Source organism: Phyllobacterium sp. CCNWLW183 (assembly GCF_037203775.1).
GTDB lineage: Bacteria > Pseudomonadota > Alphaproteobacteria > Rhizobiales > Rhizobiaceae > Phyllobacterium > Phyllobacterium ifriqiyense.
This window is the reverse complement of sequence record NZ_JBBCBN010000013.1, coordinates 53,947-76,443: the sequence shown is the minus strand read 5'-3', so window position 1 is coordinate 76,443 and position 22,497 is coordinate 53,947. Positions and strand designations below refer to the sequence as shown.

Here is a 22,497-nt window from a genome sequence, read left to right as displayed (position 1 = left end):
AATTCCATCCCTGTCATTCTTGGGGTCAGACCCTGACACTTCAGATAATGCAGTTGAGCAGAAACGCCAATGGACATTTGTACGCGGCCTGTCTTTGCGGGCAATAATCCCGCTTTACAATCGCAGTTCAGTTCCCGGTTGGTGGATCAGTTCGTCATTTTCACGCAATATTCATGGAGCAACCCTATCCGGCGATAAGTGAAAACTCTGCTCGCGGGATATGTTCGATGTGAAAAAGCCATAATGTGACGTTCTAGCCAAATCCCTCTATCGCCCATAAGCACCCGCATTTCCGTCAGGTCAGAATCATGCCCCAAGTCCGCTCCCGCTTCCGCAGCCGCGCTCTGAAACTGATCGTCTTCGCCATTATCGCAATTCTTGTCGTCTGGCTGTTGATGACAAAGGTTTTTTCCTCCGGCAAAGCACCAGAGCAGAGCGTGTTCACTGCTCCTGTCGCACTTGGTTTCATTGAGGAGACCGTGCTTGCAACGGGTACTTTGGAGCCGGTGCAGATGGTCAATGTCGGTGCGCAGGTTTCCGGGCAGGTGAAAACGCTTTATGTTGAATCCGGCCAGCCGGTAAAGGCCGGTGATCCTATTGCCGAGATTGACTCTGTCCCGCAGGAAAATGCATTGCGTGTTGCCAAGGCGGAACTGGCAAACAGCCAGGCATTGCAGCGGGTCAAACAGGTTCAGCTCAAAAAGGCACAGGCTGCCTATGAGCGGCAGACCGCTTTGCTTGAGCAAAGGGCGGCCTCGCAAATGGCCTTCGATACGGCTGAGTCTGACTATTTTGCCTTGCAGGCGGAGATTGCTTCCCTTGGCGCGCAGATCGAACAGGCGGAAGTCAATGTTGAAACGGCCACGGCCAATCTTGGTTATACGCGAATCGTCTCGCCCATTGATGGCACTGTCATTGCAGTTGTCACCAAGCAGGGCCAGACGCTGAATTCCACACAAACCACGCCAACCGTGGTGATCGTCGCCAAGCTCGATACGATGAATGTGAAGGTCAAAATTTCTGAAGCCGATGTCTGGCGCACCAAGCCCGGCCAGAAGGTGTGGTTCACCATTATGGGCGATGCGCAAACGCGCTATGAAGCCGAACTTCAGCGCATCGATTTTGCCCCGCCATCAATCACCACCGATGCCAAATCCAGCGTCGAAACCGACAGCAGCAAAGGCACCGCAATCTATTATGACGGGTTACTCACTGTACCGAATCCGGACTCTCGTCTGCGGACGAAAATGACCGCGCAAGTCCATATCATCATCGGCTCGATCAAGGACAAGCCAATCATTCCGTGGTCTGCCCTTTCCAACAGAGAGCCGGATGGCCGTTACAAGGTAAAGGTCAAACTGGCTGAGGGAAAAACCGAACAGAGATTTGTCAGGATCGGCTTGACCGACATGATCAAGGCTGAAGTCGTCGAAGGTTTGCGTGTTGGCGACGAGGTTGTCATTGAGGGGGGCACTCCCGCGGCTGACGCCAGCAAGGCTGCAAGCAGCGAGACACCTTCGTCATGAGTTCAGCCCTGCTCGAAGTCAAACAGCTATCGCGTATTTTCGCGGCGGGCAGCGAGGAAGTCATTGCCCTCGATAATATCGACCTGACCATAGAAGCCGGGGAATTCGTCGCCATTGTCGGGGCCAGCGGTTCCGGCAAGTCGACCCTCATGAATATTCTTGGCTGCCTGGATCAGCCGAGCAAGGGCAGCTATACCATGGCTGGTCGCGAGACTTCCGGCCTGACGAAAGACGAGCTTGCCGAATTGCGGCGCGAACATTTCGGTTTCATCTTCCAGCGTTATCATCTCATGCCCGATCTTGGCGCCATCGGTAATGTCGAAATACCTGCGGTCTATTCCGGCGCACCAAAGGGCCAGCGCCGGTCGCGCGCCATCGCCATTCTTGAGCGTCTCGGGCTTGGTGATCGCATGGACCATCGGCCGAACCAGCTTTCTGGCGGGCAGCAACAGCGCGTTTCCATCGCGCGGGCTTTGATGAATGGCGGCGAAATCATTCTTGCCGATGAGCCGACCGGCGCGCTGGATAGCAAGAGCGGCGAAAATGTCCTCGACATTCTCAAAGAGCTTCATGCTGCCGGTCACACGATCATTATCGTGACGCATGATATGGATGTGGCCGGTCATGCGGACAGGATCATCGAAATCAAGGATGGCGCTATCCTTGCCGACCAGCGCAAACCGGACAGACCCGTGTCCACGACAGCCAAACTGACGCAACAGCCTGCATCTGCCGGATGGCTCAGCGGTTTTATGCGCCGACTTATGGAAGCATTGCCCATGGCTCTGCGTTCCATGATTGCGCATCGCACTCGCACAGCGCTGACCATGCTCGGGATTATCGTTGGTATTGCAGCCGTTGTTGCGGTTGTCGGCCTTGGTGAAGGCGGCCAGCGAATGGTGCTGAACGAAATCAATGGTCTTGGCGCCAGTACGATCAGCATTTTCCCCGGCAAGGATTGGGGCGATGAAAACGCTGCCAAGATTAAAAGCCTCGTGATTGCCGATGCTGAAGCCTTGGGCTCGCAGCCCTATGTAGACAGCGTAACGCCCTCCGTCTCGGCGACCGGCAAGGCCCAGTTTGGTAATGTTTCGGTCGACGCGACAATCAACGGCGTAGGAGATAATTATTTCCGCGTTGTCCAGCGTAAAATCGTGCAAGGCAGTTTCTTCGATGCGCGAAGCCAAGCCATGGGCTTGCAGCAAGTCGTCATTGACGACAATACCAAACAGGCATTGTTCAAGAATGTGGCGAATCCTGTCGGACAGGTGATCGTGGTTGCGCAGGTTCCGGTCGTCGTCATCGGCGTCGCAGCCAAGACCACCGGCGGCATGGGCGAGGACAAACGGCTGCAAATCTACATGCCTTACACAAGCCTCTTTACCCGGATAAGCGGTGCAGGAAGCCTGAGCGAAATCACTTTGCGCGTGTCGGACAATGTGGACACCCAAGCTGCTGAAAAAGCCATCGTCGCGCTGCTTGAGCGCCGTCACGGCACCAAGGACTTTTTCATCTTCAACAGTGACCAGATGCGCAAGACCATCGAAAACACGACGAAGATTCTTTCGCTGCTCATGTCATCCATCGCCGCCATCGCCCTCGTCGTCGGCGGTATCGGCGTCATGAACATCATGCTGGTTTCGGTAACCGAGCGTACAAAAGAGATCGGTCTGCGCATGGCGGTCGGCGCACGTCAGATCGATATCATGTTGCAATTTCTGATTGAGGCTTCCGCGGTAACTGTGACCGGCGCAATTATCGGCGTTGGACTCGCTTTGGCGATAGGTGCAGTCTTCGCTCCCATTGGCAGTTCCTTCCCGATGATTGTCTCGGTCAATGCCATCATGGTTGCCTGCATCACCGCCGTCATTGTCGGACTGACATTCGGATTCCTGCCCGCCCGAAAAGCCGCACGACTCAATCCGATTGATGCTCTGGCGCGCGATTAGGGGCAGCAAAACGGACACTTGAACAGTGCTTTCCAATTTCGACCGGGTTTGCTCGACATGTGGCACGATTTTTCAGAACAATTGGAGAAATTTGCCGAAGAATCGTCGATTCTTGCTCAAAAAAAGTAATCCTAGCGTGCAATTTGGTTGTTGTCGGTTGCATTACTCTTTGCCGCATGGCTTTTCATCAAAAGTGCAGCTATGAAAATGTTGGACTGCTAACGAGGCGATAATGCGCGAAGTTTGGAACAATTGGCGAATGGCGGTGCGCATGCTTTGCGCATTGGCGCTCGTATTTGTTGCCTTTGCCCATCAGCCGGTTTCCGCTGCGCCTGCCCTGGATGATCTTTCAGCCTATACCCTTCCCGACGGCTCTTTGCCCGTGCTTTGCCTGACCGATACCAGCAATGAAAAGGATCATCACAAGACAGCCTGGCATGGCACTGGTTGCGAGGCATGCCGTCTTGTTTCTTCGGTCATATTGCCCGTTCCGGCTACAGTCGCCAGCGCAAAAATTGAACCGTTACAATCACTTGCGATCAAGCAGGAAGCTGCTCTCATTGCGCGGCACGCCTATCCGCCATCCGCTCCGCCGCAAGCACCGCCGTCAGTCTGACACCCATTGCGCCCTTTGGCGCTTGAATATGGCCCTGCCCGCGCAGGTCCATCTCCTTTGGCCGTCAGACGATTGGAATAATTATGGCCGTTCTTGCCGAGGCTGGCAAAAAGCCTAACAATATCAGTATATCTCTTTATCGCGCCGTGTGGCGCTGGCATTTTTTAGCGGGACTTTTCGTCATTCCGTTCATGATCAATCTTGCCGTCACGGGCGGGCTCTATCTGTTCAAGGACGAGATTGACGATACGGTTTTCGCCTATCGCAATATTGTGGAACCGCAAGGCCAAACCCTGGCTCCCTCAGTGCTTTCGGAAAATGCGAGGGCAGCGGTACCTGGTTCAAAAATTGTCCGATACCGCGTTCCCGCCGATCCATCGCATTCGGTTCGTGTCACTGTCGGCACTTCTACTGAGAACGTTCTCGTTTTCGTTAATCCCTATAGCGGGGTCGTTCTTGGCACTGTTGCGGCCGAAAATGAATTCAATAAGGTGGTCCGGAATATTCACAGCCTGAAATATTTTGGCTTTGTTCCCAATAGGATAATCGAAGCTGTCGGAGGAATGGCGCTTATTTTGGTCGTCACCGGTTTTTATTTATGGTGGCCGCGCTCACAAACCGGCGGCGTTGTCAGCGTCCGTGGAACCCCTTCAAAACGTGTGTTCTGGCGTGACCTCCATGCCGTTACCGGCGCATCTGCCGGAGCGCTGATCTTTTTTCTGGCGATCTCTGGAATGCCTTGGTCGGGCTATTGGGGCGAGCAGGTTAATGCAGCGCTTTCCAGTGCAGGAATGGGTTATCCAACCAAGCTCTGGGATGATGTTCCCCTTTCGACAGTGCCCACTAAGGATGTGGTCGATCATGCTGGCTGGACTGTAGAAAACGCCCCCGTACCGGCATCCAATGCAGCTTCCAAAGGAGAAAACGTCAGTCTTGATCAGATCGTCACCGCTACCAATGAAGCGGGTATGTTTCCCGGCTATGAGGTTTCGCTGCCCAGGGGCAAGGGAGGTGTTTATACCGCCGCGATTTTTCCTGACGACATAGCAAGGCAACAGACGATCCATTATGACCAATATACGGGCAAGCCATTGATTGACATCAAGTTTTCCGACTACGGTATTGGCGGCAAAGCGATAGAATTTGGCGTTGGGGTTCATATGGGTCAGTACTTTGGGCTGGCGAACCAGATCCTCATGCTCCTGACCTGCCTCGCCATTACGCTAATGTCGGTAACTGCCATAGTCATGTGGTGGAAACGCCGCCCATCAGGCCGATTGGGCGTGCCGCCCATGCCATCTCAAACCAGCGTCTTTGTTATGCTGACCGTGGTAATCCTGGGCTTCGGCGTAGCTTTCCCGCTTACCGGCTTTGCCATCCTGGCCATGTTGGTCATCGATCAGCTGGTCACTCGTATCCCCTCTCCCCTGAAACGCGTATTCTCGTAAACATTCGAATTGGAGACGTTCCATGAACACACTATTCCGAATTGCCGCACTTGCATTTGTCGCCACGTCCCTTTCCTTTGCAGCGCAGGCTCATGACCACTCCAAGATGGGGCATGACGCCCCAGCGAGCCAGTCCGAAGATGCAATGGAACCGGTAAAAGCTGGAGATTTGACGCTTAGTAACGCGTTCACCCGTGCTACTTTGCCCGGTGCAAAAGTAGGTGGCGGGTATCTCAAGATCGCCAATTCGGCCAACGAGCCCGACCGGCTAATGGGCGGCACGACACCTGCCGCCGAGCGCGTTGAGGTGCATGAAATGAAAATGGCAGGCGATGTCATGCAAATGCGCCAGCTCAAGGAAGGACTCGAAATACCCGCTGGCGGAACTGCAGAGCTTGCTCCGGGGGGACTTCATCTGATGTTTATGAATATAGCCCAGCCGTTGAAGGAAGGCGACATGATCCCCGTGACGCTTGAATTTGCCAAGGCAGGCAAGGTCGAAGTTCAATTTATGGTGGGCGCAGCAAACGCTGCAAGCATGGAGCACAACTGATGAATATGCGGTGGGTTCGCTATGGTCTATGGGCGGCAATCGCTGCCCTTACCATCTTTCTGGTTCTTACTTACGTCAGCGGTCGGCAGGCCAGTACACAAAAATCAGTTGAACTGGGCACGCCTTTTAATCTGATTGATCAAAACGGTGCTCCTATTACCGAGGCCGCATTCAAGGGCCATCCGACAGCTCTGTTTTTTGGTTTCACACACTGCCCTGAGGTCTGCCCAACTACGTTGTTCGAAATGGCTGGGCTGCTGAACACGCTTGGGGACGAAGGCAAGGATTTGCGCGTTTTCTTTATATCCGTCGACCCTGAGCGCGATACGCCCGAAGTGATGAAAGGGTATACTGCGGCCTTTACCGACCGGATAACCGGCATTACAGGCAAGCCGGAAGAGATCGAAAAGCTGGTCAAAAGCTGGCGTATCTACGCCAAGAAGGTTCCAACTGAAGATGGTGATTACACAATGGATCACACAGCATCTATCATGTTGCTCGATCGCGATGCACGCCTGAAAAGCACGATTGATTATAAAGAAGATGCCGACGTTGCCTTGAAAAAGTTAAAGCTGCTCATCGCAAGCTGATTCCATCAAACCGTTCTCCTCCCGAAAATCGGGAGGGGATGCCGGCAGAAACTGAAGCTATCAGAACATTTGTATACTAAAAAACTCATAATTTCCTAGAATTATTCTAAGCTATTGATATTTTTGAACGTTTTAAACATTTAGTATTTGACAACCGTTTTTTCAGCAGCCTTTATGCATTTGTACAATGAGTACACCCTTTGATGTTTGGGCCTTGAACCCGTTCGATTGGAGGACCTTATGATTGGTCTTTTTTTGCCATGCCAACGCGTGGTCTCTTTGCTGAGGCGTCAGCGTCCGTCGTTTGCTTTGGGCTCTGATGAGCTTCTGCAGCGATTACGCAATAGCCTGCTTGCTCCTACCCGCAATCTTCCGCAGGACGGAGGTCGCGATGTTTCCTGGCTTATCTGAATCGCGGAACCATACCGGCTGTTATTTCGATCGTGCTCCTGAAAAGCTGGTGCTCGAAGGATATCGCCGCTGGACTGCCGGATTTGAAACCGGCTCTGTTGTTGCATGGGAAATGGCCTATGGTCTCTACAGCGAGATTCTTGGTGATCGCAACGGCAATCATGCCTTGTCAGAACTGTCTTACTTCGTGCGTACATTGCGCCATTGCGCCCTGTGCCCGTTGAAAACATTTCCCTTTGGCTCCCATCACGTCTGCCGGGAAGAATGCATGATATTGGGACTCGTTGCCGGTCTTCAAAATTGCGACATGGTTGCAGCACGAACATGCCTCAATACAATGGCATGTCCCTCCCGTCACGAGGAAGTCGAAAACGCTGCAATCGCATTTGCCGAAACACTCGTAGAACTGGATCAGGTGCTCCTGCCCATTCCAAAATCTGCGATCGACGACATTATTTCCCGCCCTATGCGCGCGAAATATCACTAAGGAAGGGGAGAAATCATGATTATCAGTTCGCGCCGGGAACGACAATTATCGGTAGCAGCGACAGTGCTATTGACTGCAGCTATCTTTGTCATGCCCATCAAACTACCCAAAGAAGATACAACACGCGCCGAGCTTGCCGGTTACGTCAAAATTGCTGATGCGACGCCCGTGAAACTGACAGTTCGCAAATAAATGCCGCACTATTTTTGACGCTGGATCACGACAAGATCCAGCAATTCTTTTTGCGGCAGGACCAACACGGCCAAAATATAGACGACTATTCCTATAGACTATGGCTATCCGGTAGAGTTTTCTAATTTTGTGATATAAAAGGAATTCTTTCTAACGCCTTATTTTCAGAGGCTCTGCTACCCTTCAGTTTCAATCACACGGAGGCAGGCATGAAAAATTCCCGATTATCGATAGCCTTCGCGACCGTTCTGCTTATGGCAACGGTCGCGTCACAACCAATGTCTGCTGCCTTGGCGGACACCACGCTCTTGAACGTTTCTTACGACCCAACGCGCGAGCTCTATAAAGATTTCAACGCGGCATTCGCAGCCAAGTGGAAAGCTGACACAGGGGAAACTGTTACCATACAGACGTCCCATGGCGGATCAGGTAAACAGGCACGCGCGGTAATAGACGGCTTGGATGCCGACGTCGTAACACTCGCGCTTGAAAGCGATATTTCGGCGATTGTCTCGGCCACAAAGAAAATTAATCCTGATTGGCGAACAAAATATCCCCATAATTCCGCACCTTACACATCGACCATTGTCTTTCTGGTTCGGAAGGGCAATCCAAAGGGCATCAAGGATTGGGGTGACCTTATCAAGGACGGCGTTGAGGTTATTACACCAAACCCCAAGACATCGGGCGGCGCACGCTGGAATTATCTTGCTGCCTGGGCATGGGCAAATGGCCAGTTCGGCGGCGACGAAGCCAAGATCAAAGAATATATCGCAACACTGTTCCAGCACGTTCCTGTGCTCGATACCGGCGCTCGTGGCTCCACCACGACCTTTGCGCAGCGTGAACTGGGTGACGTTCTCCTAGCCTGGGAAAATGAAGCCTATCTTTCGCTAGAGGAGTTTGGTGCCGACAAGTTCGATATCGTTGTGCCGCCCCAATCAATTTTGGCTGAGCCGCCCGTTGCTATCGTAGACGCGAATGTTGATGCCAAAGGGACAAGAAAAGCGGCGGAAGCCTATCTGCAATACCTCTATTCTGAAGAGGGTCAGACGCTCGCTGCCAAGCATTTCTACCGTCCCAGCGAACCAAAACTCGTCTCGGCCGATCTCCTCAAGAAACTACCCGAGTTGAAACTGGTGACAATCGATGATCCAATCTTCGGTGGATGGGCCAAAGCACAGCCCTATCACTTTGGAGATGGCGGAACATTTGACCAGATTTACAAGCCGAAACAGTAAAAACATGAAATCCAACCTTGTGAAAACAGGTTGGCAGCCAAACCGCGATGGAGTTACCCAATGACTCCATTCCGCTTCAAGAGGCCAAGTATCATTCCAGGATTTGGAATGACACTTGGCTTCACGCTTGCCTACCTAGCACTTATTGTCCTTATTCCACTTGCCGGTCTGGTGTGGCGCTCTGCCGCTCTCGGCTGGGAGGGCTTTTTCAATGTTGCGATTGATCCTCGGACCGTCAACGCGATGAAGATTAGCTTTGGCACATCATTTATCGCCGCCTTGGTGAACGTCGTCTTTGGCGTTATTGTTGCTTGGGTTCTCGTGCGTTACCGCTTTCCCGGCCGCCGCATTATTGATGCTATTGTCGACCTGCCTTTCGCCTTGCCAACAGCAGTTGCTGGCATCGCGCTCACAGCCCTTTATGCCAAGAATGGCTGGATTGGAAAATGGCTCGAACCCTTGGGTATCAAAGTGGCATTCACACCGCTGGGTATCGTCATCGCTTTGATTTTCATTGGTCTTCCCTTCGTTGTTCGCACAGTCCAGCCCGTCATGGAAGAAATCCGCAAGGAAGTGGAAGAGGCAGCTGCGACGCTTGGAGCAACCCGTTTCCAAACCATAACGCGCGTGCTGCTGCCGGGCCTTCAACCTGCCATTCTGACAGGCTTTGCACTGGCCTTCGCCCGGGCAGTTGGAGAATATGGGTCCGTTATCTTCATTGCAGGCAACTTGCCTTATGTTTCGGAAATTGCGCCCTTGCTGATCGTCATCCGGCTCGAGGAATTTGACTATGCGGGTGCCACGGCCATTGCGACAATCATGCTGTCCATCTCCTTCCTGATGCTGCTCGTGATCAATCTCATTCAGGCATGGAGCCGCAGGAGGTATGGCTATGGCACATGATCTGCCGATATCGAATGAATCTGCCAAGGCATGGCATCCTGCCACCACGGAAAGCCGCACGGCACGCTTTGTTCTCATAGCCACTGCACTGGCGTTTCTCGGGCTCTTCCTGTTGCTGCCGCTTATTGCCGTTTTTGTTGAGGCTTTCCGCAAAGGCCCCGAAGCCTATCTTGCTGCTTTTGCAGAACCCGATGCGCTTGCCGCAATACGGTTAACCTTACTGGTTGCGGCAATTGCAGTCCCGTTAAACATTGTCTTTGGTGTCGTTGCCGCTTGGGCTATCGCCAAATTCGAATTCAAGGGCAAAGCTTTTTTAACAACACTGATTGACCTGCCATTTTCGGTATCTCCGGTCATTTCTGGTCTGGTTTACGTTCTGCTCTTTTCATCACAAAGCTTCCTTGGTCCCTGGCTGAAATCACATGGCATAGAAGTTCTCTTTGCCGTGCCGGGCATCGTGCTTGCCACGGTATTCGTCACCTTTCCATTCGTGGCTCGCGAATTGATTCCTCTCATGCAGGATCAGGGAACAACGGATGAGGAGGCAGCATTGTCCCTGGGAGCAAATGGCTGGCAGACTTTCTGGCATGTCACCTTGCCCAATATAAAATGGGGCTTGCTCTACGGCGTTCTTTTATGCAACGCCCGGGCAATGGGAGAGTTTGGTGCAGTTTCGGTCGTATCCGGGCATATTCGCGGCCTGACAAATACGATGCCGCTGCATGTCGAAATTCTCTATAATGAATATAATTTTGTCGCTGCTTTTGCAGTGGCTTCGCTACTTGCGCTGCTGGCGCTGGTGACGCTCGTTCTCAAAACTCTGCTGGAGTTGCGATATGGGGCAGAACTTCGCGCTGCTGGTGGACACTAAGGGGAATATTTATGGAAGTTCGAGTAAGTGGTGTGCGCAAGGAGTTTGACCGGTTTCCGGCGCTGCACGACGTATCATTGGATATAAATTCGGGTGAGCTTATTGCATTGCTCGGCCCTTCGGGATCGGGAAAGACAACGCTCTTGCGCCTGATCGCAGGGTTGGAAACCCCGACCGATGGGAAGGTTTTCTTTGGTGATGAGGATGCTTCCTTAAAATCAGTGCAGGAACGCAATGTCGGTTTTGTTTTCCAGCACTATGCCTTGTTCCGCCATATGACTGTCATCGATAATGTCGGCTTCGGTTTGAAAGTGCGGCCCGGCGCCAATCGGCCAAGCAAAGAGGAAATCCGCAGACGTTCGAGCGAACTTCTTGATTTCGTCCAGCTTTCGGGCCTCGAGAAACGTTATCCCGCGCAACTTTCCGGCGGGCAGCGGCAGCGTGTCGCCTTGGCCCGTGCCATGGCTATCGAACCGCGCGTGCTGCTGCTTGATGAGCCATTTGGCGCGCTTGATGCCAAAGTTCGGAAGGAACTGCGTCGCTGGCTGCGTGAAATTCATGACAAGACCCAGCACACCACTGTGTTTGTTACGCATGATCAAGATGAAGCACTTGAACTTGCCGACCGTGTGGTCGTGATGAGCCAGGGGAAAATCGAACAGGTTGGCACGCCCGATGAGGTCTATGACCGCCCCAACTCGCCCTTCGTCTATAGTTTCATCGGCGAGTCGAGTTCCCTGGACGTGAGCATCCAATCAGGGACGATCCATCTCGGCGATAAGGCGCTTGATCTGAAAAGTGAACAAGCCGACGGAAAAGGCGTGCTTTATTTTCGCCCCCATGATGTGGAGCTTCTCGGCGGCTCTGAAGCTCGTATCAGTGGCGTCGTAATAGCCAGCCGGCGCGTAGGCGCAACACGCCGTGTCGAACTTGAAATTGATGGCACTGAAAGCCGCGTCGAGATCGAAATTCCAGCTGATCATCCCGCAAAAGTCGGCTCGCCGCTGGCATTCTTGCCAAAACACTGGCGCGTATTTGGGAAAAGCGCCTAGTAATTGATTGGTAAAAGCCGGAATCTTCAAATTCCGGCTTTTATTTCAGCAAATAAATTTTTCGTCTTAGCGATTTCAGAGTCATTTTATTTATTGTTGCCGACTATCTCGGCGACCACACATAATTCGTTATGGCAATCTGACTCATTTTCATCAAAACTGATCGATAACAACAAAGTGGTGATAGCGTCATTGCTCTGAACCGATTAGATCGTAAAATGCCGCCTTATATTGCAATCTCGAAGATTTTTTTCTTCCAACAGAAACGAAGCAAATGCCCTCATTAAGCTTTTTTCCAGCGTTCGCATCTCAGAAGAAAACCGTCGGCCAGATTTTTTCTGTCCAGCCAAACCCGATCCGGGCACATTATAAGTCGATTGACGATTTGCGTGATCTTGGCGCACGGGTTGCTAAGGGCGAAGATGTTCGCCTGCCTGATTACGAGCCCATGGTTTTTGAGCAAAGAACCGTTGAAAATGCACGGTTGATCTTACACTCTTACCGATCTTCGGATGCCGCGGCCCGTAAAGGCGAAACCATTACCCCGGCGGCTCAATGGCTGCTCGACAACTACTATCTTGTTGACCAAAACATCCAGCAGGTCGAACGCGATCTGCCCAAGAAATTCATTCGGCAATTGCCTTCGCTTGTAAGTCAGAGCGATATACCGCGCGTTATGGCTCTGGCGTGGCTCTATGTGGCCCACACAGACAGCCAATTCTCGCTGAACAGCCTCAGCGCAATTGTTGAAGGTTTTCAAACTGTCGAGCCGCTGCATATCGGCGAATTGTGGGCTCTGCCCTCTGCCGTCCGCTTCATCCTGATCGAAAATGCAAGACGTCTTTCCTTGCGTGTTGAGCGTGCACGGCGCATGCGCGCCTTTGCCAATAGCGTTGCTGATGAGATTACGCTGAACGCGGAAAAAGACACACTGCCCCAGATGCTGGAACAGTATACGACGGCGGCGCGGGACAGCACCTTTGCGACGCACCTGCTTTATCGCCTGCGCGGTGGCGCCATGCACTCCGGAGCGGCAGTGGCGTGGCTGGAAGAGGTGCTGGAAAAGAACGGCAGCGATGCCGAGGACGCGATTATTCAGGAACATACCCGCCAGTCCACTGGCGGCGTGACGATGGGAAATCTCATCCGCAGTCTGAAGGCTATCGACGACGTTGACTGGATTACATGGTTTGAAACAGTCAGTGGTGTAGATGCTGTTCTGCGCGAAAATTCCAATTTCGACGCGCTCGACTTTCATTCGCGTAATGCCTACCGCGTTGCCATCGAAAAGATTGCGCGTCGTTCCGGCAAAAGCGAAAATGACATTACGCAGGCCGCACTTGAGCTTGCGCATAAGAGCGCGGAACAGACCGGCGGTGAAGGCGGGGTTCCCGAACAGCGCAAACGCGACGTAGGCTATTATCTTGCCGGCGATGGGCGGCCCGAGCTTGAGGCAGTTTGCGATTATACGCCGACGCTGATTTTGCGTTGGGTGCGTTTCTACCGCAATCTTGGTCTTGCAGGACTATGGGTGCCAGCCTCCATTTTTTCGATCGCCATATTGCTTGTGGTCCATTACTGGCTGACGCGCGCTGGCTTGCCCCGCGATCTGGTTCTGCTGTTTACAATCCTGGCGGTTTTTCCAACCATGGAAACTGCAAACGGCTTTGTTAACTGGATCATTCCAATGTTCATGCCGCCCACGCGGTTGATTGGTTTTGAGTATAAGAACGGCCTGCCTCCAGAGGCGAAAACACTTGTAGCCGTGCCCACATTAATCACTTCGCGGGATTCAGTCGATGAACACATACGTAATCTCGAAGTTCACTATCTGACCAATCCGCGAGGCGAAGTCTATTTCGCACTGCTGACGGATTGGGCGGACAGCAAAGTTGAACAAAGCGACGATGATCTGGACATATTGGATTATGCCCGCGAAAAAATCACCGCGCTCAACAACCATTATACACAGAGCAATCCCCGGTTTTTCCTCCTTCATCGCAAGCGCCTTTTCAATGCCCAAGAAAATCGCTGGATGGGTTGGGAGCGCAAGCGCGGTAAACTGCATGAGCTGAACCTGCTGCTACGCGGTGATAAAGATACTACCTATTTCCCCTCCAATGAAGTTATCCCGACCGACATCAAGTTCGTGATGACACTGGATTCGGACACACGTCTTACACCTGATTCAGTCAACCGCCTTGCGGGCAAGCTCATCCATCCCCTCAACCGTCCGATTTACAGCGAGAAAGCCGGTCGCATTGTAAGTGGTTATGCAATTTTGCAACCGCGCGTCACGCCGTCGCTGACGACTGGTGACGATGCCTCCTTCCTGCAACGGGTATTCTCCGTCAATCGCGGCATTGACCCTTATGTCTTTGCGGTTTCTGACGTTTATCAGGATGTCGTTGGCGAAGGCACGTTCACCGGCAAAGGCCTTTATGACATCGATTTCTTCGAGCTCGCCCTTGATGGCAAAATTGGTGAAAACACAATCCTGAGCCACGATTTGCTCGAAGGTGGTTATGCCCGTGCGGCTTTGGTCAGCGATGTGGAAGTCGTCGAAGACTATCCTACCGGCTATAATGTCGATATTTCGCGTCACCACCGCTGGACCCGTGGTGACTGGCAATTATTACCGTACCTGTTCAGCACCAAGCCTGGAATTACCGCTGTTACCCGATGGAAAATGGTGGATAATCTGCGCCGTTCGCTGACGCCGATTTTCTGGATTCTGGCATCCATTGCAGCTTGGACATTGCTGCCGCCCGGCATCGCTGCCTTGTGGCAGTTCTTCATGATTTTCAGCATGTTCATCGTACCAACGATGATCCTGTTCACCAATCTTGTGCCTACGGACATGAACCTTTCACTAAAGGGGCATTTCCAAGCCATTTTAACGGACATATTTGCTGGTGCTGCGGATATTGCCCTGCGCATTACCTTCATTGCCAACATGGCTTGTCTCATGGCAGATGCAATTGCGCGTACTTTGTACCGCCTGTTTGTCTCGCGCAAAAACCTTCTGGAGTGGCGCGCTGCCGCCCAAGCCAAAACAAGCTCGCCTGACACGTTGCAATATTATACTCGTCTGATGTGGCCAGCGGTCATCGTTGCACTGGTTGCAATTATCCTGCCGCTCGCTGGCCATAGCCGCGCCTGGATGCTTGCGGTCCCGTTTGCCGCAATCTGGTTTTTCTCGCCGGTTATTGCCTGGCTGGTCAGTCGGTCTGCCAAGCCTCTGGACGATCTGATCGTGCGATCATCCGACAAGGGCGAATTGCGCCGTTTTGCCCGCCGGACCTGGCATTATTACGATACATTCGTAACCAAGGAACAAAACTTCATTCCCCCAGATAACTTCCAGGAAGATCCCTTTCCCGTTATCGCAACGCGTACCTCGCCAACCAATATCGGCATGTATTTGCTCTCAACTGTTGCCGCCCGTGACTTCGGCTGGATTAGCTTCAACGAAACATTGACGCGTATTGGCGATACAATCGACACGCTCGAAAAAATGGAGAAGTATCGCGGCCATCTTTATAACTGGTACGAAACAACGACACTTCGCCCGCTGCTCCCGCTATACGTATCAGCGGTAGATAGCGGTAATCTCGCCGGTCATCTTGTTGCTCTGTCTTCCGCTCTGGAAAAATGGGCGGAAGCGCCGTCTGTCTATCTTCAAAGTGAGCTCGACGGGATTCTTGATGTTAGCGATATCCTCGAAGAAACAGTTGCCGAAATTCCGGATGACCGCCGTGTTCTGCGGCCTCTCCGCCGCCGTCTTGAAGAGCGTGTGGCCAATTTCCGCCGGGCAATTACAACGATCAAGGAAGAGCCTGAGACCGCATCGCTCCGGACAATCAATCTTGCTCTGTTCGCGGGCGATATTCAACGCCTGACCGAAGAGCTGCATGGTGAGCTAGAGACACCGATAAGTCTCACGGCGAATGAATGGGCGCTGCTTTTGGTCAAAACCTGCCAGGGTCATACTGACGATGCCATGGGCGGCCATGAAAGCACCGACATTTTGCGCGAAAGGCTTGTTTCTCTCGCAACACGTGCTCGTCAATTGGCCTTCGATACCGACTTCACCTTCCTTGAGCGGAAGGAACGCCGCTTGCTTTCCATCGGCTTCCGGGTTGAAACCAATGAACTCGACGCAAGTTGCTATGATCTTCTCGCGTCCGAGGCGCGATTGGCCAGCCTTTTTGCTATCGCCAAGGGTGATATACCTGTCGACCATTGGTTCAAGCTCGGCCGGTTGCTCGTCCCAGTGGGCTGGCGCGGAGCGCTGATCTCCTGGTCCGGCTCGATGTTCGAGTATCTGATGCCACCCCTCGTCATGATCGAACCCCTCGGATCGATGCTTGACCAGACCAACAAGCTGATCGTGCAACGTCAGATCGAATATGGCGACTCCAAAGGATTGCCATGGGGCATTTCGGAAGCGGCTTACAATGCGCGCGATCCGGAAATGAATTACCAGTACACCAATTTTGGTGTGCCGACCCTCGGCTTGAAACGCGGCCTGTCCAAGAATTATGTAGTCGCCCCTTATGCAAGCATCATGGCAAGCCAGTATCAGCCAGCGGCCGCTGTCAAGAACCTGAACCGCCTGCGTGAGATGGGAGCGCTTGGAAAATACGGCTTTTATGATGCCGTTGATTTCACCAAATCGCGTGTTCGCGAAGACGAGGAATACGCAATCGTACGCAACTACATGGCGCATCATCACGGCATGTCGATTGTAGCAGTCAACAATGTTGTCTTCGAAGGCCGTATGCGGGAACGCTTCCACGCTGATCCGGTTATCGAAGCCGCCGAGCTTTTGTTGCAGGAAAAAGCTCCACGCGAAATACCGGTATTACAGGCCAAAGCCGACAATCCCATGCGTAAAGCTGTCGAAAGTTCGGAAGAACCGGCTTCAATCCGTTATATTCCGAACCCAATGACCGCACCTTGTGCGACCCAGATCATGTCCAACGGACATTATTCTGTGATGGTCACGGCAAATGGTGGCGGATATAGCCGCTGGAATGGTCTGGCCATCACGCGGTTCCAGCCTGATCCTATAGAGAGTGGCTATGGTACATTTCTCTTCCTGCGCGACATGGAAAACGGAGAATGGTGGTCCGCCACCAGCGACCCAGTTCGCTTGGCAGGAGAGAAAAGCACCACGATCTTTACCGATTACAAGGCTGAATTTATCAAGGAGACGGGTACGATCCACTCTACTGTGGAAACTATCGTTGCCTCCGATTCCGATGGTGAAGGCCGCCGCATCGTTATTACCAACACTGGTACCAAGGATCGTATCATCGAAGTTACGTCCTATGCCGAATTGGTTTTGACCAATGACGACACAGATACCGCTCATCCGGCTTTTGCGAAAATGTTCGTGGAAACGGAGATCGATGAACGCGGCGATGCCATTTATGCAACGCGCCGCAAACGAGGTGCGGATGACCCCGATATTCACGTTGCCCACGTCGTTAGCGATGGCTCGGGCGCTATGCGTGAAGTGCAGGTCGAAACCGACCGCCGGGCATTTATAGGTCGGGGGCGTACTCTTCGCAATCCAGTGGTATTCGACGAAGGCGTCACTTTGAGCGGCAATCATGGGTTCGTTCTCGACCCTATTGCCTCCCTGCGATGCCGCGTTCGCGTTCCGGCGCACAAGAAAGTTTCTTTGGTATTCTGGACGCTTGTAAGACCCAACCGCCAGGAGCTTGAAGAAGTGGTCGCCCGCTTCCGTCATCCGGATTGCTTCGCTCGCGAATTCTCGTTGTCCTGGACAAGTTCGCAGGTCCGTCTACATCATATCGGCATTAACCCCGATGAAGCAGCTGTCTTCCAGCGTGTGGCGACCAATCTGATTTACCCGGAAAAATCGTTGCGGTTGCCTTCGAGCAGCATTGCAAGCGGTCTGGGCAGTCAATCTGAACTCTGGCCAATGTCGATTTCAGGCGATTTTCCGATCCTCGCGCTGCGTATCGACGACGAAGCTGATATGGAAACGCTGAGAAACATTCTCAAAGCGCACGAATATTGGCGGGCAAAAGGACTGGTGGTCGACGTTGTTGTAATCAACGAACGCTCCTTCTCATATGCTCAGGATTTCCAGCGTGGACTGGAGGCGATCTGTGAGAATAGCCGCGCACGCGGCGGTCAGTATGGGCCCCGGGTTCACATCTTCACTGTTCGCAAGGATCAGATGAGTGATGCCAGCTACAATACGCTTCTGGCCTCGGCCCGTATCGTATTGCACGCTCAAAATGGCTCGCTTTCCGAACAGTTGAACCGTGTTACTGAACTGAATGCCGAAGCGTTCCCGGCATCCGACATCAAAAGCAAAGCACTGATCGAGGCCGAAACAGATGATCTGCGTGGCGTTGCACCAGCGCCGAGCCAGCTTATAGGCAAAGTCCCAGCTAAAACATCAGGCGATGATCTTCAGTTCTGGAATGGTTTTGGCGGGTTTGATCTGGGGACCGGCGAATATGTCGTGCGTTTGAGCGGACTGGCTTGCACGCCGCAGCCATGGATCAATGTGATTTCCAATTCCAGTTTTGGCTTCCATGTTTCTGCGGAAGGTGCTGGCTTTACATGGTCGGGCAATAGCCGTGACTATCAATTGACGCAGTGGTCGAATGATCCGGTAATCAATCGCTCCGGTGAAGCTATCTATGTCGTGGACCTTGATGCGAATACGGCATTCGCTCCAACTGCATCGGTTTTGCGTGACCCATCGGTTCAATATGAAACACGCCACGGACAAGGTTACTCAACCTTCATTTCCAAACATGGCAATATCGGACTTGAACTGACGCATACGATCGACCCTGTGCTACCGGTCAGGGTTTCCAGCCTGAAAATCACCAATCACGGTCGATCATCCAAACAGCTTCGCATTTACGGCTTCGTTGAGTGGATGCTCGGCAATGTTCGCGCAAAGACCGCCCCCTTCATCGTGCCGTCTTACGATAGCGAGAAGGGAGTTCTGTTTGCCCGAAATCCTTACGGGGTCGAACGACGCAATCAGATGGCTTTCTTTGCAAGCAGCGTGAAGCCACAATCCGTCACCGCGGATCGGACAGAATTTTTGGGAAATCTTGGCTCGGTAGAGCGTCCCGCGGCTGTTCTAGAGGCAAAGCCACTATCCAATCTGGTGGAAGCTGGCGGCGACCCTTGTGCCGCGCTTGCGGTGGATATTGAGGTTGGCCCCGGCGAAACCAAGGAAGTGCTGTTCTATATGGGCGACACGGGAAACACTGAAGATGCCCACAAGATACTTGCCGAGCACGCAACCCGTACGTTTGAAGACACATTGTTGGCTTCTAAGGTGATCTGGGCCGACTTCCTTGACGGTCTTCAGGTTGACACGCCCGACGACGCTTTCGACATCATGGTCAACCGGTGGCTGCCCTATCAAAGTCTGGCTTGCCGTATATGGGCGCGCTCGGCATTCTATCAAGCCAGTGGCGCTTTCGGGTTCCGCGATCAGTTGCAGGACACATTGTCGATGCTGATCCTCGATCCAGCGCTTGCCCGCAAGCAAATCCTGAATGTCTCAGCACGACAATTCAAGGAAGGTGATGTTCAGCATTGGTGGCTTCCGACAACCGGAGCCGGTGTGCGGACAAAGATTTCCGACGACGTGGTCTGGCTTGGCTATGCAATCGCGCATTACACGTCCGTGACAGGCGATATGAGCATTCTTGATGAGCAAGTTGCCCTTATCGAAGGACGTGCTCTGGAAGAAGCCGAACACGATGCCTTTTATCAGCCGACAATTTCCACCGAGATTGTCAGCGTCTACGAGCATGCTGCCAGAGCGCTTGATCTTGCTGTTGCCCGTACAGGCAGCAATGGATTGCCACTTATGCTGACCGGCGACTGGAACGACGGCATGAACCGTGTCGGCGAAGAGGGCAAAGGCGAGAGCGTGTGGCTTGGCTGGTTCCTGATCAGCACCTTGCGCGATATGTTGCCTATAGCTGAACGCTATAATGATGCTGAGCGTGTAAAGCGCTGGCAAGCACATATAGAAAGCGTGAAGGCTTCATTGGAAAAGAATGCCTGGGACGGAGAATGGTATCGCCGCGGCTATTTCGATGATGGCTCTCCATTGGGCTCAAAGATGAGCGAGGAATGCAAGATCGATTCTATCGCTCAATCTTGGAGCGTCCTTTCCGGTTATGGCGATCCGGACCGGGCCAAGCAGGCAATGGGATCGGTCGCCACCCATCTGATTGACGAAGAAGCACAGGTCGTCAAACTGTTTACGCCTCCGTTCAACAAATCGCGCCACGATCCGGGTTATATCAAAAGCTATCCGGTTGGTGTGCGCGAGAATGGCGGACAATATACGCACGCGGCAACTTGGGCGGTTCTGGCTATGGCCAAACTCGGCAATGCCGATGAAGCCTATCGCTGGTTCAGCATGCTTAACCCGGTCAATCACTCGCTTAATGCTGACAAGGCGGAGTCGTATCGTGTTGAACCCTATGTCGTCGCTGCGGATGTTTACTCAGTCGATCCCATGCGCGGTCGCGGTGGCTGGACTTGGTATACGGGCTCCGCTGGCTGGTTATATCGCGTTGCGACGGAAGGAATTCTTGGCATTACCCGACAAGCCGACCGATTGTTCGTTGATCCGGCCCTGCCCTCCACATGGGATGGCTTCAGCTTTGTCTTGCGCAATGGTGATGCCAAATATTCAGTTGAGGTCAAACCACTTGCCAGCGGAACCAAGAAGATTACAGTCAATGGAAAGAAGCTGACAAAGCCAGAAGGCGGTATTCCCATGGAGACATCCGGCGAACACAAGGTCACCGTGGAAGTGCCAAGAGTGAGCTAGCTCACCTTTTACAGAGAAACCGCCGTAATCGCCGCCGATGAAATTCATTGGCGGCGATTTCTTTATAACCAAATTTAAAGGCGTCCTCAGTTGAGAAAATTTGCAACTGAGGACGATCTGACGCATATTCCAGCTATGAAACATGCTTTGAATCAGAAACCTGAATATGAAAAGGAATTGCGCAAAGCGGGCGTACGTATTACGCGGCCCCGGCGCATTATCCTGGATATTTTGAGCTCAACGGAAGACCATCCTGACGCGATGAAAATATTTCATCGTGCCATTGAGATTGACGACAGCATTTCGCTTTCCACAGTCTATCGAACGATGAATTTGCTTGAAGATATGGGTGCCATACATCGCCATGCGTTCAATGGCGGACCATCGCGTTTTGAACAGGCGCATGGCGACCATCATGACCATCTGATTGATATTGATACCGGCGCAGTCATCGAATTCAAATCGGACAAAATTGAAAAACTGCAGGAGGAAATCGCCAAATCGCTCGGGTACGATATTGTACACCACCGACTTGAACTCTATGCGCGAAAAACCGAAAAATAAAAAGCCGCCCAAAGGCGGCCTTTTTTAAAACTACGCAATAAGCCGTCAGGCCGCATTGGAGGCTGGCTGCGACGTCAGCAACTCATAAAGCAGGCTGGCATCATGGGCGGTCCGCAATTTGGCGATCCGCTCTGGATCGCGCAACATGCGAGCAATCCTGGACAATGCCTTCAAGTGGTCAGCGCCAGCATTTTCCGGAGCTAGCAAGAGAAACACGATGTCGACGGGCTGATCGTCCAACGCCTCAAAATCGACAGGCGTATCCAACTGGGCAAAAACCCCGGCAATACGCTTTACGCTGTTGATCTTGCCGTGTGGAATGGCAATGCCATTGCCGACACCGGTTGATCCTAGACGCTCGCGTTGCAAAACCGTATCGAAAACCTCGCGCTCGCTCAAACCGGTCAAGGCGGCTGCCTTTTCCGACATGATCTGCAAGAGTTGCTTCTTGGAATTGACTTTCAATGCGGGCAGGACAGCGTCGGGCTGAATGAGATCACCCAGATCCATTATTCTCTTCCTTCCAGTTACCGTCCGCACCTTGTTAAGAGTGCGAACGGTAGTTCAACTCGCCATGAACTTGTTTTTTGTTACCGGGATACGACTTGATCGGCCACCGTCGAGGGATCGATCCAACCAATATTCCCATCTGCGCGGCGATATACGATATTAACCTGCGTACTACCAGCGTTGCGGAACACAACCACAGGACTATCTTTCAAGTCGAGCTCTACGACCGCAGATGCAACGCTCATGCTTCTCAAAGCCATCGAGGTTTCAGCGACGATTGTGGGAGCATAATCCTCCGGAATATCCTCATCTTCATCCGGTACAGGTGCCATCACGCGATAAGAAACATCATCGAAAACACCGTTTGAGCCAGGAGCCTGATGCGATTTCAGCCGACGCTTATAGCGACGCAACCGCTTGTCAACACGCTCACCAGCGGCATCAAATGCCAGTTGTGGATCTTGAGCTTCACCAGCGGCCTGCAATACCGTTCCGGTATCGAGACGCACGAGACAATCTGCGATAAATCGGGAGCCCTGCTTTTCCACAGTAACGTGGCCAGAATACCCGCCACCGAAATATTTGGTGACCATTTCAGCCATCCGCTCTTCGATTTTGACGCGGAAAGCATCGCCGATGTCCATATGTTTTCCAGATACACGCAGACTCATGATACCTCACCTTCATTGTGATTTCATTGCCCGATCCAATCTACACTGTT

The 22,497-nt window shown here is 52.6% G+C and carries 16 protein-coding genes; 14 read left to right on the top strand and 2 right to left on the bottom strand.

Annotated elements, in window-relative coordinates; translation table 11 throughout:
- Window positions 1-308 precede the first annotated feature (308 nt).
- The 14 genes from V9K95_RS22830 (at window position 309) to V9K95_RS22765 (ending at window position 21,266) form a co-directional block, all read left to right on the top strand.
- Entirely contained in the window at window positions 309-1,526 is a 1,218-nt protein-coding gene (locus V9K95_RS22830) for an efflux RND transporter periplasmic adaptor subunit (RefSeq protein ID WP_115051519.1), read from the top strand.
- Entirely contained in the window at window positions 1,523-3,475 is a 1,953-nt protein-coding gene (locus V9K95_RS22825) for a MacB family efflux pump subunit (protein WP_336442316.1), read from the top strand. The genes V9K95_RS22830 and V9K95_RS22825 overlap by 4 nt, the downstream gene beginning before the upstream one ends.
- A gap of 232 nt (window positions 3,476-3,707) precedes the next feature.
- Window positions 3,708-4,091, top strand: a complete 384-nt coding sequence (locus tag V9K95_RS22820; RefSeq protein ID WP_336442315.1) for a hypothetical protein — start codon at window positions 3,708-3,710, stop codon at window positions 4,089-4,091.
- An 83-nt stretch (window positions 4,092-4,174) separates the two neighbouring features.
- Window positions 4,175-5,539 carry a PepSY-associated TM helix domain-containing protein gene (locus tag V9K95_RS22815; protein ID WP_336442314.1) on the top strand — a complete coding sequence of 455 codons (1,365 nt, stop codon included), beginning with the start codon at window positions 4,175-4,177 and terminating at the stop codon, window positions 5,537-5,539.
- A 22-nt stretch (window positions 5,540-5,561) separates the two neighbouring features.
- On the top strand, window positions 5,562-6,092 hold the full coding sequence (locus V9K95_RS22810; RefSeq protein WP_115051523.1) for a copper chaperone PCu(A)C: 531 nt from the start codon (window positions 5,562-5,564) through the stop codon (window positions 6,090-6,092).
- On the top strand, window positions 6,092-6,682 hold the full coding sequence (locus tag V9K95_RS22805; protein ID WP_336442313.1) for an SCO family protein: 591 nt from the start codon (window positions 6,092-6,094) through the stop codon (window positions 6,680-6,682). Before V9K95_RS22810 ends, V9K95_RS22805 begins: the two co-directional genes overlap by 1 nt.
- Window positions 6,683-7,073: 391 nt before the next feature.
- Window positions 7,074-7,580 (top strand): hypothetical protein, encoded by a 507-nt coding sequence (locus V9K95_RS22800; RefSeq protein WP_336442312.1) that lies wholly within the window; start codon window positions 7,074-7,076, stop codon window positions 7,578-7,580.
- Window positions 7,581-7,595: 15 nt separating this feature from the next.
- A complete protein-coding gene (locus V9K95_RS22795; RefSeq protein WP_162802393.1) occupies window positions 7,596-7,772 on the top strand; it encodes a hypothetical protein in 177 nt (58 codons plus the stop codon).
- Window positions 7,773-8,026: 254 nt separating this feature from the next.
- Window positions 8,027-9,013: a sulfate ABC transporter substrate-binding protein gene (locus V9K95_RS22790; RefSeq protein ID WP_370878850.1), complete on the top strand. Its 987-nt coding sequence runs from the start codon at window positions 8,027-8,029 to the stop codon at window positions 9,011-9,013.
- 60 nt (window positions 9,014-9,073) lie between these two features.
- Window positions 9,074-9,916 (top strand): sulfate ABC transporter permease subunit CysT, encoded by an 843-nt coding sequence (cysT, locus tag V9K95_RS22785; RefSeq protein ID WP_115051527.1) that lies wholly within the window; start codon window positions 9,074-9,076, stop codon window positions 9,914-9,916.
- The gene (gene cysW / locus V9K95_RS22780; protein WP_162802394.1) at window positions 9,900-10,787 is read left to right on the top strand and encodes a sulfate ABC transporter permease subunit CysW; all 888 of its coding nucleotides are present in this window, start codon (window positions 9,900-9,902) and stop codon (window positions 10,785-10,787) included. The genes cysT and cysW overlap by 17 nt, the downstream gene beginning before the upstream one ends.
- Before the next feature lie 11 nt (window positions 10,788-10,798).
- Complete coding sequence (locus V9K95_RS22775) at window positions 10,799-11,839, top strand: sulfate/molybdate ABC transporter ATP-binding protein (protein ID WP_115051529.1); 1,041 nt, start codon at window positions 10,799-10,801, stop codon at window positions 11,837-11,839.
- Between the two features lie 274 nt (window positions 11,840-12,113).
- A complete protein-coding gene (locus V9K95_RS22770) occupies window positions 12,114-20,702 on the top strand; it encodes a GH36-type glycosyl hydrolase domain-containing protein (RefSeq protein WP_336442311.1) in 8,589 nt (2,862 codons plus the stop codon).
- A 135-nt stretch (window positions 20,703-20,837) separates the two neighbouring features.
- A complete protein-coding gene (locus V9K95_RS22765) occupies window positions 20,838-21,266 on the top strand; it encodes a Fur family transcriptional regulator (protein WP_115051630.1) in 429 nt (142 codons plus the stop codon).
- Between the two features lie 45 nt (window positions 21,267-21,311).
- Here the strand turns inward: V9K95_RS22765 and ptsN are convergent, their stop codons facing one another.
- Window positions 21,312-21,776 carry a PTS IIA-like nitrogen regulatory protein PtsN gene (gene ptsN, locus V9K95_RS22760; protein ID WP_008127044.1) on the bottom strand — a complete coding sequence of 155 codons (465 nt, stop codon included), beginning with the start codon at window positions 21,774-21,776 and terminating at the stop codon, window positions 21,312-21,314.
- 80 nt (window positions 21,777-21,856) lie between these two features.
- Window positions 21,857-22,447 carry a ribosome hibernation-promoting factor, HPF/YfiA family gene (gene hpf / locus V9K95_RS22755; protein ID WP_115051531.1) on the bottom strand — a complete coding sequence of 197 codons (591 nt, stop codon included), beginning with the start codon at window positions 22,445-22,447 and terminating at the stop codon, window positions 21,857-21,859.
- Window positions 22,448-22,497: the final 50 nt, after the last annotated feature.

Coding starts and splice junctions, on each gene's coding strand:
- V9K95_RS22830 (WP_115051519.1), top strand. CDS start 309: ATGCCCCAAGTCCGCTCCCGCTTCCGCAGCCGCGCTCTGAAACTGATC.
- V9K95_RS22825 (WP_336442316.1), top strand. CDS start 1,523: ATGAGTTCAGCCCTGCTCGAAGTCAAACAGCTATCGCGTATTTTCGCG.
- V9K95_RS22820 (WP_336442315.1), top strand. CDS start 3,708: ATGCGCGAAGTTTGGAACAATTGGCGAATGGCGGTGCGCATGCTTTGC.
- V9K95_RS22815 (WP_336442314.1), top strand. CDS start 4,175: ATGGCCGTTCTTGCCGAGGCTGGCAAAAAGCCTAACAATATCAGTATA.
- V9K95_RS22810 (WP_115051523.1), top strand. CDS start 5,562: ATGAACACACTATTCCGAATTGCCGCACTTGCATTTGTCGCCACGTCC.
- V9K95_RS22805 (WP_336442313.1), top strand. CDS start 6,092: ATGAATATGCGGTGGGTTCGCTATGGTCTATGGGCGGCAATCGCTGCC.
- V9K95_RS22800 (WP_336442312.1), top strand. CDS start 7,074: ATGTTTCCTGGCTTATCTGAATCGCGGAACCATACCGGCTGTTATTTC.
- V9K95_RS22795 (WP_162802393.1), top strand. CDS start 7,596: ATGATTATCAGTTCGCGCCGGGAACGACAATTATCGGTAGCAGCGACA.
- V9K95_RS22790 (WP_370878850.1), top strand. CDS start 8,027: ATGGCAACGGTCGCGTCACAACCAATGTCTGCTGCCTTGGCGGACACC.
- cysT (WP_115051527.1), top strand. CDS start 9,074: ATGACTCCATTCCGCTTCAAGAGGCCAAGTATCATTCCAGGATTTGGA.
- cysW (WP_162802394.1), top strand. CDS start 9,900: ATGGCTATGGCACATGATCTGCCGATATCGAATGAATCTGCCAAGGCA.
- V9K95_RS22775 (WP_115051529.1), top strand. CDS start 10,799: ATGGAAGTTCGAGTAAGTGGTGTGCGCAAGGAGTTTGACCGGTTTCCG.
- V9K95_RS22770 (WP_336442311.1), top strand. CDS start 12,114: ATGCCCTCATTAAGCTTTTTTCCAGCGTTCGCATCTCAGAAGAAAACC.
- V9K95_RS22765 (WP_115051630.1), top strand. CDS start 20,838: ATGAAACATGCTTTGAATCAGAAACCTGAATATGAAAAGGAATTGCGC.
- ptsN (WP_008127044.1), bottom strand. CDS start 21,776: ATGGATCTGGGTGATCTCATTCAGCCCGACGCTGTCCTGCCCGCATTG.
- hpf (WP_115051531.1), bottom strand. CDS start 22,447: ATGAGTCTGCGTGTATCTGGAAAACATATGGACATCGGCGATGCTTTC.